19 protein-coding genes are annotated in these 19,956 nt (G+C 70.2%); 11 read left to right on the top strand and 8 right to left on the bottom strand.

Annotated elements, in window-relative coordinates; translation table 11 throughout:
* Positions 1–2: 2 nt before the first annotated feature.
* Positions 3–1,556: a PucR family transcriptional regulator gene (locus F4560_RS39165; RefSeq protein WP_184928081.1), complete on the bottom strand. Its 1,554-nt coding sequence runs from the start codon at positions 1,554–1,556 to the stop codon at positions 3–5.
* A 102-nt stretch (positions 1,557–1,658) separates the two neighbouring features.
* Between F4560_RS39165 and pruA the strand changes: the two genes are divergently transcribed.
* Together pruA and F4560_RS39155 are read left to right on the top strand one after the other, a co-directional pair.
* A complete protein-coding gene (pruA, locus tag F4560_RS39160) occupies positions 1,659–3,284 on the top strand; it encodes an L-glutamate gamma-semialdehyde dehydrogenase (RefSeq protein ID WP_184928080.1) in 1,626 nt (541 codons plus the stop codon).
* Between the two features lie 2 nt (positions 3,285–3,286).
* Positions 3,287–4,210, top strand: a complete 924-nt coding sequence (locus F4560_RS39155) for a proline dehydrogenase family protein (RefSeq protein ID WP_184928079.1) — start codon at positions 3,287–3,289, stop codon at positions 4,208–4,210.
* 4 nt (positions 4,211–4,214) lie between these two features.
* Here the strand turns inward: F4560_RS39155 and F4560_RS39150 are convergent, their stop codons facing one another.
* On the bottom strand, positions 4,215–4,688 hold the full coding sequence (locus tag F4560_RS39150; RefSeq protein ID WP_184928078.1) for a GNAT family N-acetyltransferase: 474 nt from the start codon (positions 4,686–4,688) through the stop codon (positions 4,215–4,217).
* A gap of 122 nt (positions 4,689–4,810) precedes the next feature.
* On the opposite strand from F4560_RS39150, the gene F4560_RS39145 reads away from it, so the two are divergent.
* From F4560_RS39145 to F4560_RS39135, 3 genes are all read left to right on the top strand, one after another.
* Positions 4,811–6,484 (top strand): bifunctional 3'-5' exonuclease/DNA polymerase, encoded by a 1,674-nt coding sequence (locus F4560_RS39145; protein WP_184928077.1) that lies wholly within the window; start codon positions 4,811–4,813, stop codon positions 6,482–6,484.
* Between the two features lie 111 nt (positions 6,485–6,595).
* A complete protein-coding gene (locus F4560_RS39140; protein WP_184928076.1) occupies positions 6,596–7,978 on the top strand; it encodes a carbohydrate-binding protein in 1,383 nt (460 codons plus the stop codon).
* A 66-nt stretch (positions 7,979–8,044) separates the two neighbouring features.
* On the top strand, positions 8,045–8,716 hold the full coding sequence (locus tag F4560_RS39135) for a helix-turn-helix domain-containing protein (protein WP_312869743.1): 672 nt from the start codon (positions 8,045–8,047) through the stop codon (positions 8,714–8,716).
* Here F4560_RS39135 and F4560_RS39130 read toward each other — a convergent pair.
* Positions 8,698–9,561, bottom strand: coding sequence for a prenyltransferase/squalene oxidase repeat-containing protein (locus tag F4560_RS39130; protein ID WP_184928075.1), 864 nt, complete (start codon positions 9,559–9,561; stop codon positions 8,698–8,700). The genes F4560_RS39135 and F4560_RS39130 overlap by 19 nt on opposite strands.
* A 149-nt stretch (positions 9,562–9,710) precedes the next feature.
* Here F4560_RS39130 and F4560_RS39125 point away from each other — a divergent pair, with 149 nt between their 5' ends.
* The 4 genes from F4560_RS39125 to F4560_RS39110 are packed head-to-tail and all read left to right on the top strand — an operon-like array spanning position 9,711 to position 12,912.
* Entirely contained in the window at positions 9,711–10,133 is a 423-nt protein-coding gene (locus tag F4560_RS39125) for a hypothetical protein (protein ID WP_184928074.1), read from the top strand.
* A gap of 26 nt (positions 10,134–10,159) precedes the next feature.
* A complete protein-coding gene (locus F4560_RS39120) occupies positions 10,160–10,735 on the top strand; it encodes a DUF3558 domain-containing protein (protein ID WP_184928073.1) in 576 nt (191 codons plus the stop codon).
* 4 nt (positions 10,736–10,739) lie between these two features.
* Positions 10,740–12,077 (top strand): hypothetical protein, encoded by a 1,338-nt coding sequence (locus tag F4560_RS39115; protein ID WP_184928072.1) that lies wholly within the window; start codon positions 10,740–10,742, stop codon positions 12,075–12,077.
* A 16-nt stretch (positions 12,078–12,093) separates the two neighbouring features.
* The gene (locus F4560_RS39110) at positions 12,094–12,912 is read left to right on the top strand and encodes an ESX secretion-associated protein EspG (protein ID WP_184928071.1); all 819 of its coding nucleotides are present in this window, start codon (positions 12,094–12,096) and stop codon (positions 12,910–12,912) included.
* Here the strand turns inward: F4560_RS39110 and F4560_RS39105 are convergent.
* The 4 genes from F4560_RS39105 to F4560_RS39090 are packed head-to-tail and all read right to left on the bottom strand — an operon-like array spanning position 12,884 to position 17,634.
* Positions 12,884–14,044: a lactate 2-monooxygenase gene (locus tag F4560_RS39105; RefSeq protein ID WP_184928070.1), complete on the bottom strand. Its 1,161-nt coding sequence runs from the start codon at positions 14,042–14,044 to the stop codon at positions 12,884–12,886. The two genes, F4560_RS39110 and F4560_RS39105, sit on opposite strands and share 29 nt — an antisense overlap.
* Positions 14,045–14,056: 12 nt before the next feature.
* The gene (gene secD, locus F4560_RS39100; RefSeq protein WP_184928069.1) at positions 14,057–16,252 is read right to left on the bottom strand and encodes a protein translocase subunit SecD; all 2,196 of its coding nucleotides are present in this window, start codon (positions 16,250–16,252) and stop codon (positions 14,057–14,059) included.
* 38 nt (positions 16,253–16,290) lie between these two features.
* Positions 16,291–16,620: a hypothetical protein gene (locus F4560_RS39095; protein WP_184928068.1), complete on the bottom strand. Its 330-nt coding sequence runs from the start codon at positions 16,618–16,620 to the stop codon at positions 16,291–16,293.
* Positions 16,621–16,644: 24 nt separating this feature from the next.
* Positions 16,645–17,634: a tetratricopeptide repeat protein gene (locus tag F4560_RS39090; RefSeq protein ID WP_184928067.1), complete on the bottom strand. Its 990-nt coding sequence runs from the start codon at positions 17,632–17,634 to the stop codon at positions 16,645–16,647.
* A gap of 231 nt (positions 17,635–17,865) precedes the next feature.
* Between F4560_RS39090 and F4560_RS39085 the strand changes: the two genes are divergently transcribed.
* The gene (locus tag F4560_RS39085; RefSeq protein WP_184928066.1) at positions 17,866–18,336 is read left to right on the top strand and encodes a MarR family winged helix-turn-helix transcriptional regulator; all 471 of its coding nucleotides are present in this window, start codon (positions 17,866–17,868) and stop codon (positions 18,334–18,336) included.
* A 14-nt stretch (positions 18,337–18,350) separates the two neighbouring features.
* Here the strand turns inward: F4560_RS39085 and F4560_RS39080 are convergent, their stop codons facing one another.
* The gene (locus F4560_RS39080; protein ID WP_184928065.1) at positions 18,351–19,556 is read right to left on the bottom strand and encodes an NAD(P)/FAD-dependent oxidoreductase; all 1,206 of its coding nucleotides are present in this window, start codon (positions 19,554–19,556) and stop codon (positions 18,351–18,353) included.
* A gap of 174 nt (positions 19,557–19,730) precedes the next feature.
* Here F4560_RS39080 and F4560_RS39075 point away from each other — a divergent pair, with 174 nt between their 5' ends.
* Positions 19,731–19,934, top strand: a complete 204-nt coding sequence (locus tag F4560_RS39075) for a hypothetical protein (RefSeq protein WP_033438385.1) — start codon at positions 19,731–19,733, stop codon at positions 19,932–19,934.
* Positions 19,935–19,956 lie beyond the last annotated feature (22 nt).

The raw sequence follows: 19,956 nt of genomic DNA, 5'->3' as shown, positions 1-19,956 counted from the left end.
CCTCAGGCCAGCCTTAGTTGCAACTGGGCGAACAACCGGAGAAGCGGATCGTCCAGGGTGAAGCCACCGACCTCCGCCGCACGTCGGACACGGTATCGCAGGGTGTTCGGATGAACGTGCAACTTTTCGGCTGCGCGTCTCACATCACCAAATTCGTCCAAGTAGGTCAATAGGGAACGCGCCAGTTCCACATCCAGCAGGGCGAGCCGCGGATCGCGGATCTCGGGGTGCTCGGCCAGCAGGGCGAGCGTTTCGCTGATCAAGACCCGGGACCGGACGTCCGCGAGGGTCGCCACGTCGGCGTCGAGGTCGCGGGACATGGCGTCGAGGACGCGGTCGGCCTCGTCCCGGGAGATCATCACCTCGTCCACTGTGGGGACCGTGGAGCCGATGGCGCCCTGCACCCGCAGGCCCATGTGCTTGCGGGCGGCGGCCACGATCTCCCTGGTCAGCGTGAGCAGCGGCGCTTTCGGCGGCAGGTCGGTCAGCAGCGCGTACGTGCGACCGCTCTGCTGGCTGACCAGGGCGCTGCGCCGGTACGCGGCGGCGTGCACGGAGATCAGGCTGGTCATCTCGGCCCGGCGCAGCTCGTGCTGGGTGCGGTCGCTGTGCTCCTGGCCGCGCAGCGCGAACACCACGACGGCGGCGGGCTTCTCCGGGTCGGCGCCGATCTGCTCGGCGATCGCCTCGGCGTCCATCCGGCCGTCGAGCAGGGACGCGAGCAGGTTCTCCCGGAACGCCGCCGCGGGTTCCCGCTGCTGCACGAGGTGCAGGGCGGTGACGCGGGCGGCTCCGAGAAGAGCGCGTTCGGCCTGTTCGGCGAGCGGTGTGGCGCCTTCCTGGACCCAGATCGTGCCGAGCGGCTGCGTGCCCGCGTGGATGCCGACCGCGATGCGGCGGCGGATGCCCAACTCGGGGCGCTCGTCGATGCGGACGACCTCCTCGCCGGACCTCAGCCGCTGGTAGACGCCCCATTCGCGGAGCATCTTGAGGTACGGCTCAGGCCCTTGGCGGCCGAGGATGGAGAGTCGGCGGAGTTCGTCCACCTCGTCGGTGGAACGGGAGTAGGCGAGCACGCGGCTGGCGGTGTCCTCGATGCTGACGATGCCGCCGGTGAGCGAGGCGATGGTCTGGGCGAGGCCGAACAGGTCGCCGAGGACTTCACCGGCGCCCGCGTCGGCCGTCACGCGGGCGTTCTGGACGACGCCCCTGGCGAGCGCTTCGAGGTGTTCCCAGCGGACTTCGGGGCGCACCGCGAGCAGTGCCACGCCCGCGTCCGCCGCCGCCTGCCGCAGCACCGGCGAAGGCGCGTCGAGCTTGACGGCCACCGCCACCGCTCCCCCGGCCGCCGCCGCCCTGACCAGCGGCGACGCGGCCCGACCGCGCGCGCCGATGATCAACGCGAGGTCACCGGGACGCACGTCCGGCGTATCGTCGGGGTCGAGGATGACCACGTCCAGGACGTCGGCCTCCAGCCCGTGCGGCGCCACCTGCACTTCGACCAGCGGGTCGCCGAGGGCGATCAAAACCTGCCGAAGGCTCAACTCTTTGTCCATTCGTACAACGGCGGAGGGTCAAGCCTAGACGTCCGGACAACAGGAGACATGGTTGGAAGTCCTACCGTTGGGCTACCAACCCCGTGGCGTTAGGAGCTGCTTGTGGATGCCGTGACCACGGTCCCCGCACCGGTGAACGAGCCCGTCCTCGGCTACGCACCCGGCACCCCGGAACGCGCGCAGCTCCAGGCGAGGCTGGCCGAACTGGCCAAGGAGCCCACCGAACTGACCCTCACCATCGGCGGGGAGCAGCGGGTCGGCGGTGGCGAGCGCTACGACGTCGTGCAGCCGCACAACCACCGTGCCGTCCTCGGCACCCTGCACGGCGCCACGCAGCAGGACACCCGTGACGCCATCGACGCCGCCAAGCAGGCCGCGCCCGGCTGGCGTGCCATGTCCTACGACGACCGCGCGGCGATCCTGCTCAGGGCCGCCGAGCTGCTCTCGACCAAGTGGCGGCAGACGGTCAACGCGGCCACCATGCTCGGCCAGTCCAAGACCGCGGTGCAGGCCGAGATCGACGCCGCCTGCGAGCTGATCGACTTCTGGCGCTTCAACGTCTCGTTCGGCCGAAAGCTCCTCGCCGAACAGCCGCAGTCCTCCCCCGGCGTGTGGAACCGCACGGACCACCGTCCGCTGGAGGGTTTCGTCTACGCGATCACGCCGTTCAACTTCACCGCCATCGCGGGCAACCTGCCCACCGCGCCCGCCCTGATGGGCAACGTCGTGCTGTGGAAGCCGTCGCCGACGCAGTCCCTCGCCGCGCACCACACCATGCGGCTGCTGGAAGAGGCGGGCCTGCCGCCCGGCGTGATCAACCTGCTGCCCGGTGACGGGCTGGCCGTGTCCGAGGTCGCGCTGGCCGACCCCGACCTGGCGGGCATCCACTTCACCGGCTCGACCCGGACGTTCCAGCACTTGTGGGGCCAGGTCGGCACGAACATCGCGGGCTACCGGTCGTACCCGCGGATCGTGGGCGAGACCGGCGGCAAGGACTTCGTGCTCGCGCACCCGTCGGCCGACGTGGACGTGCTGCGCACGGCGCTGGTCCGCGGCGCGTTCGAGTACCAGGGCCAGAAGTGCTCCGCCGCGTCCCGCGCCTACGTGCCGCGCTCGGTGTGGAACCGGATGAAGGACGACTTCCTGGCCGACGTCGAGTCCCTGACCATGGGTGACGTCACGGACCTGTCGAACTTCATGGGCGCGGTGATCGACCGGCGTTCGTTCGACAAGCTGTCCGGCGTCCTCCAGGCCGCCCGTGACGACGACCAGCTGGAAGTCGTGGCCGGTGGCACGGCGGACGACTCCGAGGGCTACTTCGTGCGGCCGACCGTGCTGCTGGGCAGCAACCCGTCGCACGAGGTGTTCACCACGGAGTACTTCGGGCCGGTGCTCGCGGTGCACGTGTACGACGACGCCGACTACGACACCGTGCTGCGGCAGATGGAGAGCGCCGCGCCGTACGCGTTGACCGGTGCGATCATCGCCCAGGACCGGGCGGCCGTCGCGCACGCGCAGAACGAACTGCGGTTCGCCGCGGGCAACTTCTACGTCAACGACAAGCCGACCGGTGCGGTCGTGGGCCAGCAGCCGTTCGGCGGCGGGCGCGCGTCGGGCACGAACGACAAGGCCGGCTCGGTGCACAACCTGCTGCGCTGGGTCAGCCCGCGTTCGATCAAGGAGACCTTCACGGCTCCGACCTCTTACCGCTACCCGCACCAGGGGTGATCATGCTGAGGTCAACACTGCTCGCCGCCTCGCGCTCCGGGGCGATCCGCGGGCTGGTCGAACGCACGCCGCTGACCCGACCGGTCGTCCGGCGCTTCATCTCCGGTGACGACGTGGACGCGGCCGTCGCCACCACCGGCGAGGTAGTGGCCGACGGCCGGCACGTCACGCTCGACCACCTCGGCGAGGACACCCGTGACGCGGCACAGGCCACGGCCACCGTCGAGGCGTACCTGGACCTGCTGCGACGCCTTGAACTGGCCGGGCACACCGGGCGGGCCGAGGTGTCGGTGAAGCTGTCCGCGGTGGGCCAGACGCTGCCTTCCGACGGCGAGAAGATCGCGTTGGAGAACGCGCGGCGGATCTGCGTGGCGGCGGGCGCGGTCGGCACCACGGTGACCCTCGACATGGAGGACCACACGACGACCAACTCGACGTTGGGCATCCTGGGTGAGCTGCGGGTGGACTTCCCGTGGGTGGGCGCGGTGGTGCAGTCGTACCTGAAGCGGACCGAGCAGGACTGCCGGGACCTGGCGCACGCCGGTTCACGGGTGCGGCTGTGCAAGGGCGCCTACAAGGAGCCCGCGTCGGTGGCGTTCCAGGACAAGGGGGACGTCGACCGGTCCTACGTGCGCTGTCTGAAGGTCCTGATGGCGGGCGAGGGCTACCCGATGGTCGCCACGCACGACCCCCGGATGATCAAGGTGGCCGGCGACCTGGCCGGCGACCGTTCGCCGGACAGCTACGAGTACCAGATGCTGTACGGCATCCGGCCGGACGAACAGCGCCGCATCGCCGCGGCGGGCAACCGGATGCGCGTGTACGTGCCGTACGGGAACGAGTGGTACGGCTACTTCATGCGGCGGCTGGCCGAGCGTCCGGCGAACGTGGCCTTCTTCCTGCGTTCCCTGATCACCACGAGCTAGCGCGCTAGTCGAGACGCAGGATGGTTTCCTCGATTTCCGCGTTCCGGGCCGGTGCGTAGGCGGTCTCGGTGCCGATGATCGTGAAGCCCGCTCTTCGCAGGACCCTGATCGATCCGAGGTTGTCACTGGCTGCGCGGGCGTGCAGAGGCCGGACCCTGACCCTGTCGAGCAACAGGGCCAGGGCTCGGCCGGCGACGCCTTGGCCCCAGACCGCGCGGTCGATCCAGTAGGTGATCTCGGTGTCGCCTTCCATGACGAAGCTGGAGATGCTGCCGACGAGGCGCCCGTCGAGGGTCACCGCGCGCAGAGTGGTGTCGTGAGCGGCCCGCACCTTCGACATGTGGGTGTCGAAGGCTCCGCGATCGTCGGGATCCTTGGCGGTGAAGGCGGCCATCCGAACCGACTCCGGGTCACGCATCTGGTCGAACAGCGCGTCGAGGTCCGCATCCTCGATCGGCCGCAGCGCCACCTCTGCCACTGATGTCCTCCCTCGTCCTGACCCCGTCCAAGCTCACCGGGAACGTATCAGCGGCGTCCGACAATTCCGGCGTGCCCGGTCGCCGCGCGGAATTGTCGGTGGTGCCTTGCACAATCAGGGGCATGCTCATCGCCCTGGTCACGCACGCGGAGAACGGGGGTCGGTTGCGCGTGCTCCCCGACGCCGGGGTGCCCGAGGGGCCGGTGGTCGAGACTTCGGATCTGGCGGCGGCCGTGTCCGATTTGGAGGCTCGGCACAGACCCCGGTGGCTGTGGGCGGAGACGAACGAGGTCTATCCCGCGCTGCTGGCGCGCAGCGTCCGGGTGGAGCGGTGTCAGGACTTGGCGCACGCCGAGTACCTGGTGCTGTCCTACCAGGGCAGGCACAGCGAGCCGCGCGGTCTGGGTGCGGCGATAGCCCGACTGCGCGGCCTGCCCGTGCCGGACGACCATGGCCCACGTAAGCGGGACACCCAGCCGACCCTGTTCGAACCCGAGCAGGAACGGCTGCCCGGTGACGCCGACCCGCTCGACGCGGTGATCGCGGTGCACGCCGAGCAGCAGCGGGTGGTGGCGACGCTCGGCCACGCCGACCAGCTCCGGTTGCTGTTCGCGGCCGAGGCTGCGAGCGCGCTGGCCGCCGCCGAGATGACCCACTTCGGCCTGCCTTGGCGGGCGGACGTGCACGAGAAGCTGCTGGTGGACACGCTCGGCCCGCGTCCGGCCAACGGCGCGCGGCCCCGGAAGCTCGCGGAGTTGGCGGACCGGATCACGGCGGCGTTCGGCGGGAAGCAGGTCAACCCGGACCACCCGCCGGGCATCGTGCGGGCGTTCGCGCGGGAGGGCATCGACGTCCCGTCGGCGCGGGCGTGGGTGCTCAAGCAGGTGGACCACCCGGCTGTCGAACCGCTGCTGGAGTACAAGGAACTGGCCCGGTTGTGGGTGGCGCACGGTTGGTCCTGGTTGGACTCGTGGGTGGCGGAGGGCAGATTCCGGCCGGACTACGTGGTGGGCGGCGTGGTGTCCGGGCGGTGGGCGACGCGTGGCGGCGCGGCCTTGCAGATCCCGCGCACGCTGCGCACGGCGGTGCGTGCCGATCCGGGGTGGAAGCTGGTGGCGGCGGACGCGGCCCAGCTGGAGCCGCGCGTGCTGGCGGCGTTGTCGAACGACCGCCGGTTCACCGAGGTCTCCGGGGACGACGACCTGTACACGACGCTGGCCGACGAGGCGTTCGACGGCGACCGGGGTCGGGCGAAGCTCGCGATGCTGTCCGCCATGTACGGCGGCACGGGTGGCGAGGCGGGTCCGGCGATGGTGGTGCTGCGCCGCAAGTTCCCCGAGGCCGTCGGGTACGTGGAGGCCGCCGCGTTGGCGGGTGAGCAGGGTCGGATGGTGCGGTCCCGGCTGGGTCGGACGAGCCCGCCGCCGTCCGAAGCGTGGCGCGAGGCCACCGGTGACACGGACGTCGGCGAGGACGCGTTGCGCCGGTCGCGGCGGGCGTCACGGGACTGGGGCCGGTTCACCCGCAACTTCGTGGTGCAGGCCAGCGCGGCGGACTGGACGGCGGTGTTGCTGGGCGCGTTGCGGCGGCGGTTGCACCAGTCGGCGAAGGGCTCTCACCTGGTGTTCTTCCAGCACGACGAGGTGCTGGTGCACTGCCCGGAGGAGTTGGCCGAGGTGGTGTGCGCGGAGGTGACGGCGGCGGGCGAGGAGGCGTCCCGGCTGGTGTTCGGCTCGACACCGGTCCGCTTCCCGCTCAAGGCGGTGCCGGTGGACAGCTACGCGGACGCCAAGTAGGGGCTTTTGGGCCGTTCGGTCGCTTGAAGGATCACGATGAGAGCGCTCTCATGAGGTGAGGCAATTTGTTGCCGTGCCGAACCAGGAACAGTGACATGGAGGTCACCGCTCATGGAGTTCAGCCGGACCAGACGAGTACTCGTCACCGCCGCCGCCCTGATCACCGCCGTGCCGCTCGCGGTCGTCGCCACGATGGCCGACGCGGCCGTGCCGCCGACCCCACCGGGCTGGACGCTCCAGTGGAGCGACGACTTCAACGGCGCCGCGAACACCCTGCCGTCGTCCTCGAACTGGATCATCGACCTCGGCCACGGCTACCCCGGCGGCCCAGGCAACTGGGGCACCGGCGAGATCCAGAACTACACCAACAGCACGAACAACATCAAGCTCGACGGCGCGGGCAACCTGCGGATCACCGCCCTGCGCGATGGCGGGGGCAACTGGACGTCCGCCCGTATCGAGACCCAGCGGGCGAACTTCAAGCCGCCGGCGGGTGGCAAGCTCGCCATCGAGGGCCGGGTCCAGATGCCCAACGTCACCGGTCAGGCCGCGCTCGGCTACTGGCCCGCGTTCTGGGCGCTCGGCTCGCCCTACCGCGGCAACTACTGGAACTGGCCCGCCATCGGCGAGTTCGACATCATGGAGAACGTCAACGGCATCAACTCGGTGTGGGGCGTGCTGCACTGCGGCGTGAACCCCGGTGGGCCGTGCAACGAGACGAACGGCCTCGGCGCGAGCCGGACGTGCCCCGGCGCTTCCTGCCAGTCGGCGTTCCACACCTACCGGTTCGAGTGGGACGAGAGCTCCTCGCCCAAGGCTTTCCGCTGGTACGTGGACGGGCAGCAGTTCCACAGCGTCAACCAGAGCCAGTTCGACGCGACCACGTGGAACAACATGACCAGCCACGCGGGCTACTTCCTGCTGCTGAACCTGGCCATCGGCGGCGCGTTCCCCAACGGCGTGGCGGGCCACGGCACGCCGACCGCGGCGACCGTGCCGGGTCACTCGATGCTGGTGGACTACGTGGCGGTGTGGTCGGCCGGCGGCGGTACCCAGCCGACGACCACGACCACCAACCCGCCTGGTGGGAGCGGCTGGGACGCGTTCAGCGACATCCAGGCCGAGCAGGCGACGTCACGGTCCGGCGGCGTCATCGAGGCGGCCGAGGGCGGACAGGCGGTGGCACAGCTGCGCAACGGCAACTCGCTGCGGTTCTCCGGCGTCAGATTCGGCTCCCGCACCGCAACGCAGTTCGTCGCACGGGCCGCGTCCGGGGCGTCGGGAGGGGTGAGCGGCCTGGTCGAAGTGCGGCTCGACAGCCCGACCGCCGCGCCTGTCGGCAGCTTCGCCATCGCCAACACCGGCGGCTGGCAGAGCTGGCGCACGGTGCCCGCGAACATCTCGGGGATCACCGGGACGCACGACGTGTACGTGACGTTCACCAGCGGCCAGCCCGCGCCGTACGTGAGCCTGAACTGGATCCGGTTCGGGTAAGTGCTCGTGGCGGGCCGCGCGGACGAGACGCCTCCTCCCGCGCGGCCCGCCACTACCATCGGTCAGGTGTACGCGGAACGCCCGTTCCCCGGTCTGGCCTGCGTGTGGCAGCGGACCACGTCGTCGCCCGCCGTGGGGCGGGTCGTGCCGGACGGGTGCACGGACATCATCTACTCGGCCACCACCGGCGAGGTGTTCGTGGCCGGGCCGGACACGGTCGGGCACGTCACCCGGGTGTCGGGGACGTTGTTCGGTGTCCGTTTCGGGCCCGGCGTGGGGCCCTTGGCGTTCGGTGTGCCCGCGGTCGAGCTCCGTGACCAGCGGGTTCCGTTGGCAGCGTTGTGGGGGCCGTCCGCCCGGCTGGAGGACGACCTGGGGTCGGCGGACGACCCGTGTTCGGTGCTCGCGTCGGCCGCGTTGGAGCGGTTGCGGGAGACGCCGCCGGACCCGGCGGTCGGTGCGATCGCGTCGGCCGTGTCGTCGTCCAGCGTGGGCGAGCTGGCCTGGTCGTTGGGGCTCAGCGCCCGGCAGCTGCACCGGCGCAGCCTGGCCGCGTTCGGCTACGGCCCCAAGGTGCTGCACCGGGTGCTGCGGTTCGACCGGGCGGTCAAGTTGGCGTGGGCGGGCGTGCCGTTCGCCGACGTCGCCCACCGAACCGGGTACTCGGACCAGGCGCACCTGTCCCGTGAAGTGCGCGAACTGGCGGGCGTGCCGCTGGGTCAGCTGATCCGGCCGTAGGCGCGCAGAGTCAGCAACGCCTCGATCGTGACGACCGGCCGCCACTCGTAAGTGGTCACCGGGGTCCACGCGGGCCACGGGAACGTCCACCCGCCGTCGTCCTGCTGTTGTGCGGCGAGCGCGTCGAGGTCCCGGCTCATCTCGTCGTCGCTGAACCACTTCCGGGCCAGGCTGTCCGGCGTCGAGGCGTAGTTGTGCGGCTTGTGCGTCTCCCCCGCCGCGTACCCCTCGGGGGCCTGCCCGTCACCGAGGTCGACCAGCCCTTGCTCGCGCACCAGCGCCCCGAGCCGTTCCGCCTGCTGCTCGGCCCTCGGCCGGTCGGTCACGTGGTCGAGGAACTGGACGCAGGCGCCGATCTCGTAGGGGTGCGACTTGGCCAGGTCGTCGATGCGCTGCCAGCAGAAGTCGGTGGCGCGGTCCCGCCAGGGGTGCTCGACGCCGGCCTTGTGCAGGACGCTCGCCAGCAGTGCCGTCATGAGCAGGTCACTGTCGTCGGACACCTGCCACCAAGGCGCCCGCGGGTGGTCACGTGCGGTGGCAAGGCAGTTCGGCACGCCGCCGTCCGGGTTGGTGATCGTGGTCAGGAAGCCACACGCCTGCTCGGCGTAGTCGGTCACACCCACCTCGTGCAGCAGGGACAGCGCGGTGTACGTGTGCAAGGGCTGACTGGTCGGCCCACGCCCGTCGGGCTCCAGGGCGTGCCCGAACCCGCCGTCATCGTTCCGGTAAGCCACGACCGCCGCCGTGACGGGCGCCGCCGGCCCACCGTCGAACAGGTACAGGAACCGCCGCTGCTCCAGGACGCGGGCGTTGTGCCAAAGGAAGGAACGAGCTGCTTCGATCATGCGTCAACGGTAGGCGCGTCGTGGACCGGCGGTCTTGAACGGATCGGACGTCCATCCCCCACAAGGAGTAACCGACCCGATAGCCCCAACGGGGCAGAGACCTTGTGCCATCATCATTTCGGGTAGTTCGGCGTGAGGGGAGCACGGCAATGTTCGACGCCGAGATCGGCGTGGGCGCGAAGCAGATCGGGTTCGTGGCCGACACGGTCGCCAGTGGACCGGCGGGGGCCGGTCTGGTGGCGAGTCAGACGAAGTTCAGCGTCGATCCCCAGCAGGCCCAGAAGCTGATCGACGGCCTGATCGAGGCCCGCGATAAGCTCCAAGGGCTCATGGATGCGGCCGAGCGCCTTGTCGGCGTCCAATCACCCGGCAAAGACCCGTACAGCGGCTCCGCCACGTTGGCCATCCGTCGGTCCGCCGGAGAGGACGTGGGCGGGTACAAGTGGGCGAACAAAGAAGCCTACAAGGCGCTCACGAACACCATCCTTAACATCCAGGCATCCCTGGAGAACTACAAGAACCAGGACCAGGCAACCGCCGACGCCTTCAAAGGCGAGGGGAATCAGTCGTGAGGCGAGCAGTACTGGCAGTCATCTCCGTGGTCGCGGTCGTTTCGGCCTGCACGTCGACCGGCGGCACCGCTACCCCGGCAACGACGGTCCCTGGCACGACAACCGGCGCGGCGAGCACCTCGTCGTCGGAGGCGGATGGCAGCGGGGTGCCGCCCATCACCGGGCCTGAGCTGGATCTTTCCAAGTTCGGTCCGTGCGAACTGCTCAAGGCCGACCAACTGGCCGCCCGTACGGTCACCAAGCCCGGCGAGGTCAAAGACTCCGCCGCGGGCAAGACGTGCCAATGGCGTCCGCAGGACCGCGTCCTCGGCACAAGCTTCAGCGCCACCATTCTCGAAGGCACCAGCGGTATCGACAACTATTACAAGAACCGGGAAGGGTTCGCCGAGTTCGAGGAGATCGAGGTCGCGGGCTACCCCGGGTTCAACGGCAGTGGCACAGACCTCAAGAGCGGCTCATGCACCACCGGCGTCGGTGTGGCCAAGGGCGAGGGTTTCCTCGTGCAGGTCCACGTGAACGACGAGAAGCTGCCCGAGTACACGAAACCGTGCTCTGTTACCGGCGCGATCGCCAAGACGGTTGTCGAAAACCTGAAGGGGTAGGGACATGGCCGGTGACCTTGACACGGACGTGTTGGGCTTCGCGCTCCTTCAGATGGGCATGGGCGCCAACAAGATCTACGGCTGGTTCCACGAGGGCAAGGGGCCCGAGCAGACCACCGACAGCAGTCTGGAAACGTGGGGAACCATCGCGCAGGGTCAGGTCGAGGTCAGTGACCTGATCAACCAGGCGGTCCGGGCGTCAGGCGCGGCCTGGGAAGGTGCGGCGGGTGATCAGGCGCGGTCCTCGACCACGCCGCTGGCGAGTTGGTCGGAAACCGCCGGCACCAGCGCGACGACGGCAGGCGACAACACGGCCGAGATCAGCCGCGCGTTCCGCGAGGCCAAGGGCAGCGTGCAGAAGCCCGTCGACGTGCCGGACAAGCCCTGGTACAACGATGCGCTTCCGTGGGACACCGACTACGACGACGCGGTCGAGCAGAGCCAGCAGGTCAACTCCCACAACATGCAGGTCCTGAACAGCTACGGGACCACGGCGAGCTCCGCCGGCGCAGGCATGCCGACGTTCCAGTCGCCCAGCGAGGTCGGTGCGAACGTCGAGCAGGAGGAAAAGGTCGTCACACCTCCCAACACCCGCGAGCGCGAGAATGTGACGCGGATCGGTGGCGGTGGTGACGAGACCACCAACACCAGCAAAACCGACACGGGCACGACAAAGCCGACGTGGAGTGAGCCGACGCTCCCCCCGCCGGGCACCGGCGACAACACGACCAAGCCGTCGTGGGTGCAGACCGACCCCACCAAGCCCCCGCCCAACATCGGGTACCGGCCGCCGGACGTGCCGAGCGATCCGCGGATTCCGGGCGACCCGAGGCTGCCCTACGACCCCAGGTTGCCGTACGACCCGCGTAATCCGAACGATCCACGCAACCCCAACAACCCGCGCAACCGTCCCCCGGTGCCGCCCGGTATGCCACGCGGCCCGGGCGGAGGTCCCGGTGGCGGCCCAGGTGGTGGCCCGGGTGGGGGTCGCGGCGGCGGCCCAGGTGGAGGTCCCGGTGGTATGGGCGGCGGTCGGATGCCGGGTATGGGCGGACCGGGTGGCATGGGCGCCGGGTTCGGTCCTGGCGGCATGTCCGGCGCGATGGGGCACGGTGAGGGTCGCGGTGGCTTCGGTCCCGGCGGTTCGGGCGGTGTCGGGCCTGGCGGAGCGGCCGGTCGCGGTGGCGCGGGTGCGGCCGGGATGGGCGCGGGTATGGGCGCCGGCGCCGGTCGGGGCCAAGGCGAAGAGGACAAGGAACACAAGGCCGCGTCGTACCTCCAGGAGACCGAGGACATCTTCGGTGACGGCACGATGGTGGCCCCGCCGGTCATCGGCGGATAGCTGAACAGGGGGGAACGTGCTGCGCACCAGGGTCGCCATCCCGGTCGTCGCGCTCTACAACGCCTGGCAGGCCGAAGGTCTGCCGACGCTGCACAACGCGTTGCTGACGCAGGTCGACTTCGACGAGGACCAGCTCGCCGAGGGTGACGTCACGGTCCTCGCCGACCTCGCCCGCCGCGGCTGGGCCGAGTTGGAGCGCCTGGGTCTGGCCCGCGGCCGGCAGGTGCACACCGACCTGGGTCGGTCGCTGCGCCTGATCGCGGACGCGAGCGTCGAGTACTACGCGTTCTTCAACGAGGGAGACGGCGACACGCGCACCGCCCTCGTGGTGCAGTCCGGTGACGAGGCGCTGCGCGTGGTGTTGCGGCCGGACAAGCACTTCGTGCTGGAACCGGTGCGCGTCGAGGACGTCGTGCAGTCGCTGATCTCCGCGTTGCCGGAGGCGAAGCCGGGCCGTGGCGGTGTGGTCTCGTTGCCCGCGGACGCGTTGGCGGACAAGCCGAACCGGCCACGGCCGGACGAGGACGGCGGGTCGTTCATGCAGGCCAGCAGGCCGACCGGAGCGCACGTCGGCGAGGCGCAGCAGGTGCGCAAGCTGCTGGCCGAGGAACGCACCGGCGGCGGCCAGCTGTACGCCGCCCGACGTGACCGGTTCGGCCGCAAGCAGCGTTGCGCGGCCCCGCTGACCTACTTCGACACGATCACCGGCCGTTATCTGTCGGCGAAGGCGCCCGGCGGGGACGGCACGCCGTGGATCACCGTGCAGCCGGCCGACTTCACCACGTTGCAGAACAGGCTGCGGCAGCTCAGCGCGGACGCAGTGCCTCGCGGTTGAGTTCGGCCGGGCTGCGGTGCCCGGACAGGCCCAGGGTGAGGTCGAAGTCGGCGAGCAGGCTGCGCAGCACGTGCCGCACGCCGACCTGCCCGCCGTGCGCCAGGCCGTAGGCGAACGGACGTCCGACGAGCACGGCCTTCGCACCCAACGCGAGCGCCTTCACGATGTCCGCCCCGCTGCGGATGCCGGAGTCGAACAGCACCTCGACCTGCTCCCCCACCGCGTCCGCGATCTCCGGCAGCACCTCGAGCGACCCGATCGCGCCGTCCACCTGCCGTCCGCCGTGGTTGGAGACGACGATCCCGTCCATGCCCGCGTCGACGGCCTTGCGCGCGTCGTCCACGTGCTGGATGCCCTTCAGCACGATCGGCCCGTCCCAGTGCTCGCGCAGGAACGACAGCTGGTTCCACGACTTGTCGGTGCCGGTGAACAGCTGCACCCACCGCAGGATCGCCATCGGCAGGTCGTCCTCGGGCGACGCCGCGAGCCCCGCCCGGAACGCCGGGTCGGAGAACGGAATAGCCGTCCCGATCCCGCGCAGGAAGGGCAGGTAGGACTGGTCGAGGTCACGCGGGCGCCAAGCGAGCGTCCACGTGTCGAGCGTGACGACGAGCACCCGGTACCCGGCCTGACGCGCCCGGTCCAGGATGCTCGCGGCCACGTCGGGGTCGTTCGGCCAGTAGAGCTGGAACCAGCGTGCGGCGTCACCGGCGGCGTCGGCGACTTCCTCGATGGTGTGCGAGGAAGCGGTGGAGAGCACGAACGGCACCCCCAACTCGGCCGCGGCCCGTGCGGTCGCCAACTCGCCGTCCGGGTGCAGGATCGACTGGACGCCGACCGGCGCGAGCAACACGGGCGCGGGCATGTCAGTGCCCAACAAGGACGTCCCCAAGTGCCGCTCGGTGGCGTTCGTGAGCATCCGAGGCACGATCCGCCACCCGTCGAACGCCTCCCGGTTCGCGCGAGCCGTACCCCCCGCACCAGCCGCACCCGCCACGTACCAGAACGGCCCAGCCCCCAACCGCTCCCGGGCGGACGCCTCCAACCCTTCGGGATCAGTGGTGAACGGCGGCAGGTTCCCCGCCAGGCCTTGGAGGTAGATCTCGTTCTGGTACGAGGCGAATCCGGTCATGGGTTCACCTTGCTATACGGACGCCCTTTTCGGGAACGGGCGGTCCGCACGAGACAGACCGTCCTCCAGCACGATCGCCACCGGTGCCGCGGTCAAGACGGTCGAGACGGTGCCGGCGACCAGGCCGATCAGCAGCGCGGTGGCGAAGTCGGCCAGGGAGCCGTCGCCCAGGACCAGCAGTGCGGCCAGGACGAACAGGACGCCGATACCCGTGTTGACGGTTCGCGGCAGGGTTTGGAGGACCGCCGAACTCATCACCTCGGGGAACGGCGCACGCGTCTTCCGCAGTTCGCGCACCCGGTCGAACACCACCACCGAGTCGTTGACCGAATAGCCGATCACGGTCAGTAGCGCGGCCAGGAACACGGCGTCCGCGGTCTTGCCCAGCCACGCGAAGACGCCGATCAGCACGATCACATCCGTCACCAACGCGACCACCGTGGCCGCTCCGAGCCGCCAGTCGAACCGCACCGCCAAGTACAAGAGCTGCGCCGCCACCGCGATGGCCAGCGCGATCAACGCGTTGCGCCGCAGCTCCGAACCCAGGCTCGGCCCGATCAGGTCATTGCTCAGCTGCTCCGCACCACCGGTCGCACGGTCTACTGCTTCACCCACACGCACGGCTGCTGCCGAGTCGATCGGGCCGGTGCGCACGGAGACCCCATCCGAGCCCGAAGTCACGACGACCGCGTCGGGGAAACCGGCGGACGCCAGCTCTGCCCGCACCTTGACAGCGTCCACAGAGGACGCGGTGAACTCCAGCATCCGCCCGCCGGTGAACTCGACGCCCAGCGCGAGACCACGCACGAACAACCCGGCGACGGCCGCCAGCAGCACGAGACCGGCGGCCAGCAACCAGCGTTTAGGCCGACGGAACAGGGTGATCCCCTTGCCGGTCAGCCATGTGCGAACCCGGCCCAGCGTGTGGAGGCCGCTCCACGACGGACGGCGTGACAGCAGTGGCATGACGAGCTGCAACAACACCCGGCTCAGCACCAACGCGCTGAACAACGACGCCAGCACACCGATCGACAGCGTGACGCCGAACCCCTTCACCGGCCCGGTCGCCAGCCAGAACAGCAGACCCGCGGCCAGCAACGTGGTCACGTTCGAGTCCGCGACCGCGCTCAACGCACCGCGGAACCCCTCGTCCACCGAACGGGGCAAGCGTTTGCGACGGGCGAATTCCTCCCGCGACCGTTCGAACACCAGCACGTTCGCGTCCACCGCCATACCGATGGCCAGCACGAACCCGGCCAACCCCGGCAACGTCAGGGTCGCACCGATCGCCAGCATCGCCGAATACGCCAACGCCGCATAACCACCCAGCGCCAGCACCGCCACCAGCCCCGCCAACCGGTACACGAAGATCAGGAACAGCCCGGTCAGCGCCACCCCGATGATCGCCGCACGCGCACTGGCGTCGATCGCCTCCGCACCGAGCGTCGGCCCGACCGTCCGCTGCTCCACCACCTCCACCGGCACCGGCAGCGCGCCGGAACGGATCACCAGCGCCAACTCCGCCGCCTCGGCCTGCGCGAACTGACCGGTGATCGACGTGCTGCCGCCGATCATCCCGGTGCCGCACACGGTCGACACGTCCACCTGCGGCGCGGACACCACCGCGTCGTCCAGCACGAACGCGATCCGACGTCGGGGGTCACCCGGCGGTGAGCACGCGGCCTCGGCGGTCGCCCGTTGCCACGCCTGCGGGGCGTCACCCTGGAAGTCGACGCCGACCAGGTAGCCGACGCCCTGCGAGTTGGGCGTCGCACGGGCGTCCTCGATGCCGTCACCGGTCATCACGACTTCGCCGAGGCTGACCGCGTCACCCTCCGGCGTCGGCACGTCGCCCAGCCCGGTCACCGGCCGCACCTGCAACTGGGCGGTCCGGCCGAGCACTTCGATGGCCTCCGTCGGATCCTGGAGACCGGGCAGTTCCACCACGATCCGGTGCTCGCCGGACCGTGCCAGCACGGGCTCGGCCACACCGAGTTCGTCGACCCGCCGGCGCAGCACCTCCATCGCGCGGTCAACGGCGTCGGAGCTGGCTTCGGACGGGGTTTCCAACACGATCTGGGTGCCGCCACGCAGGTCGAGACCAAGGCGTGGTTGCACCGTGAGCAGGGTGAAAGTGGACGCGGCGAGCACGCCGAGGGCAAGCAGCCCACGGACGAGTAGCGCTCGCCGCGCGCTGGGGCGCGGCATGGTGAAGAGACCTCCGGACGAGGGTGAACGGTGTGGGTTCAGCTACCGGAGGTCAGGGGCGGTGCGCGTTCGCCGAGCGGGGTCTGGACGTTCCGCTCGGGGGTGCGGTGGGTCGGGTCCACGACGTCCACCCGCACCGGCGGCGCGGGCGTGGCGTGCACGGCGGGCTGGACGCCGTCCAGCGGTTGACCCAGGTGGACCTGCACCGGGTGCACGGCATTGGCGCCGCGAGTGGTGGTGCCGGGTTGGTGGGTGCCGTCCACGGGCGCCGAGATGGCGACGAGGTCACCGGGCGCGGACGGACCGGGGCCGGACACGACGAAACCCGCGATCATCGCCAGGATCGCGAACAGCGCGCGTCGGGTCATCAGCCCCCCTTCCCGGTGTCCAGGTTAGCGATCGCCGGCCAGAACCACGACGGCTCCGCCGAGCAGCGCGCACAGCCAGGCGATCGTCAGCGGCTGCATGGTCGTCGCGCCGAGGAAAAGCGCCACCGTCCAGCCGGCCAGCACGACCGTGGACAGCGTGAACAGGATTGCCACCACGGCGACCTTCGGCCGGTGCCGGGGCAGCCGGAACAACGCCCGCCGCACTCGCCGTGCGCGCAGCAGCAGCTGCCCCACGACCCCGAGGCAGGCGACGACCAGGAGGCCGGAGAACCAGCCGAGCAGAGGCGTCGGCGTCGGCATCCCCGCCAGCAGCAAGAGCAGCCCGCCCGCGACCAGCATCGCGGCGAGCCGGGACAGCGCGGGCCACACTAGGACGTGTGCGGCGTGCAACGCCTCACTGGACGGCGGCGGAATGGGCGCGCCGCCACGCATGCGCCGCACGGTGGCGAGGTTCGCCCGCACGTCGTCGTCACCGGGGTCGAGGCGCAACGCGGTGCGGTAGGCGCGTTCGGCCATGCCCCAGTCCCGAGCGCGCAGCGCGGCGTCACCGAGCACCTGGAACGCGCGGGCCTCGGTGGGCGCCAGGTGCGTCGCCTCCCGCGCGACCTCCACCGCCTCCCGCAGACCTTGGGGAGTCGCCGCCAGGATCTCCGCGAGCACCACCTGGCACCGCCAGTCACCGGGTTTGCGCCGCACGCACTCCCGGGCCGCGACGACCGCTTCGGTGTGCCGCCCGAGTTCGCTCAACGCCAACGCGGTCAGCCGCTGCGCCCACGCGTGATCACCGTTGAGGACGAGCGCGCGCTTCGCCGCGGCCAAGGCCGGGTCGGGTTCACCGGCGTCCAGATAAGCGGCGGCCAGTCGGCACCACGCCTCGCCGTGCAGCGGATCGGCCGCGAGAGCGGGTTGGAGGAGTTCGATCGCCTTGCGCGGCTCGCCTCTGGCGGTCAACTCGGCGGCACGAACGATGGCCGAAGCGATCGACTGGGACATCGCACCTCCCGGACCTCGCCGACAAGTGTGACAGTCAGGAGAAGCCTCACCTATCGGGTGACGGGCCGACCCCTCGACGGCCCGTCACCCGAAAAGCGCCCCGACAGCGTCTCGTCCTCCCGGAAAACGGTTCCGCAGAGAACTTCCCAGTCGGGAAAGATATTGGCCACAGCGTTCCGCGTCAAGATGTTCTTGAGTGAGAATATCTTGCGACTGTCGTATGATCGGCGCATGAACTCCCCGCCCGACCCCGCGTGCGAGTTCCGCACGAGCCTCAACTGGCTGCTGCACCGGGCGGCCCAGAAGTTGGGCACGGTCGCGCAGGAGGCGGCGGGTCGGCACGGGATCACGATGCGCGGGCACATCGTGCTGACCGCGTTGGCCGGCGAACGGTCCAAGCGCACGCAGCTCGCCCTCGGCCACGCGCTGGGCCTCGACAAGACGACCCTCACCGCCGAACTGGACCGGCTGGAACGCGCGGGCCTGATCGTGCGGCAGCCCGACCCGAACGACCGGCGCGTGCGCGTGCCGGTGATCACCGGGGAGGGCCGGGCCGTGCAGGTCGAGGTCGAGAAGCTGCACCACGAGGTGGAGCGGGAGTTCATCGCCGACCTCGACCCGCAGGAAGCCAAAGCCCTTCGCGCACTGCTGGAACGCCTGATCGCGTCCGATCACCGCCCCGACAGCGGCTCCTGCCTCTAGGCCAACGCCGCCATCTAAGCCAGTTCGGCCAGGTTCCCCTCGCGCAACTGCTCCGGCGTGACGGTCGCCTGCGCGTCGACCAAGGCCTGCAACGCCTCGCCGTCGTCCCACTGGTTCACGTTCATCGCCGCCCGCACCCGTCCTTCACGCAGCCAGAACGCGGTGAACTCGCGCGCGTCGACGTCACCGCGCACCACCAACTCGTCCCGCTCCGCGTCGGCGAGACCCCGGTACTCCATGCCCAGGTCGTACTGGTCGGTGAAGAAGTACGGCGAGGTCACGTACGGGTCGTCCGCCCCCAACACGGTGCCGGCCACGTGCGCGCCCTGGTCCTTGGCGTTCGCCCAGTGCTCGACCCGGACCCGCCGCCCGTAGCGGGGGTGGTCGTGCGCGGCGATGTCACCGACCGCGAAGACGTCCGGCGCGGACGTGCGCAGGGCAGCGTCCACCGCCACTCCACCTTCGGCCAACGTGAGCCCGGCGTCCCGAGCCAGGTCCAGGTTCGGCGACGCACCCACGGCGACCACCACGACGTCACCGGTCAGCTCGCTGCCGTCGGCCAGCCGGACGCCGTGCTCGGCGAAGCCGTCCACACCGACGCCGAGCCGCCACGTCACGCCGTTCGCCGCGTGCAGATCGCGGAACACCTCGCCCATCCGCGGCCCGAGGACGCGGCGCAGCGGCAGGTCCACCGGGTCGATCACGGTCACCGACGCGCCGTGCCGCCGGGCCGCGGCCGCGACTTCGCAACCGATCCACCCCGCGCCGACCACGACGACCCGTGTGCCATCTGTCAACGCCGCGCGCAAGGACAAGGAGTCGTCGACCGTCCGCAACGTGCGCAGACCTGGGAGGTCTCCACCCGGAACGGGCAACCGACGGGGCGTCGAACCCGTCGCCAGAATCAGCCGATCGTACGAATGCGTTACACCGGTCGAATCGACAATCACCCGTTCACCGACGTCGATCCGGGTGATCTCGGCCTTCAACCGCAGCTCGATTCGCGCCTTTTCGTAGAAATCGGGGTCGTGCACGCGGTGTGGCGAGTCGGTGTCGCCGAGCAACAACTCCTTGGACAGCGCGGGAAGTTCGTACGGTTCGTGCGCTTCCCGACCGAAGACCACCACGTCACCGCCGTAGCCGCGTTCCCGCAACGCTCCTGCGGCGGAAGCACCGGCCAGGCCCGACCCGATTATCACGATCCGTTGCGGTTCAGCCATTTTTACAGCCTTCCAGGTGACTGGGGCGACTACCGCGTGCGACGCTATCGGCAGCTCGGCACGGTCGCCCGATGGACATTTCCCGTCATGGCACCAGCCCGCGTGCGTCTCCACCTCACGAGCGCCCGGATTGGTCCGAGCGCCCCGGGTCGAGACAGTGGGAGGTTGGGGGCCGTGAATACTGGCAAGGAGTGGCAGATCTCGTGCCGCGACATCGCGTCACGTCGCCGCGACATGACGGTTTTCGTCAGCCAGGGGCACGTCGTGGTGACGGTGCCGCCGGGCGAAGCGGCCGTGCTGACGCCATTAGAGGTAGGTCGTCTGCGTGCGGCTCTGCGCGACGCGGTCGTGAACGCGTCGGGCACGCCGGAGCACTGAGTCCCGACCCCAGGCTTCCTAC

The organism is Saccharothrix ecbatanensis (genome assembly GCF_014205015.1).
Classification (GTDB): Bacteria; Actinomycetota; Actinomycetes; order Mycobacteriales; family Pseudonocardiaceae; genus Actinosynnema; species Actinosynnema ecbatanense.
This window is presented reverse-complemented; position numbering and strand designations above follow the sequence as displayed.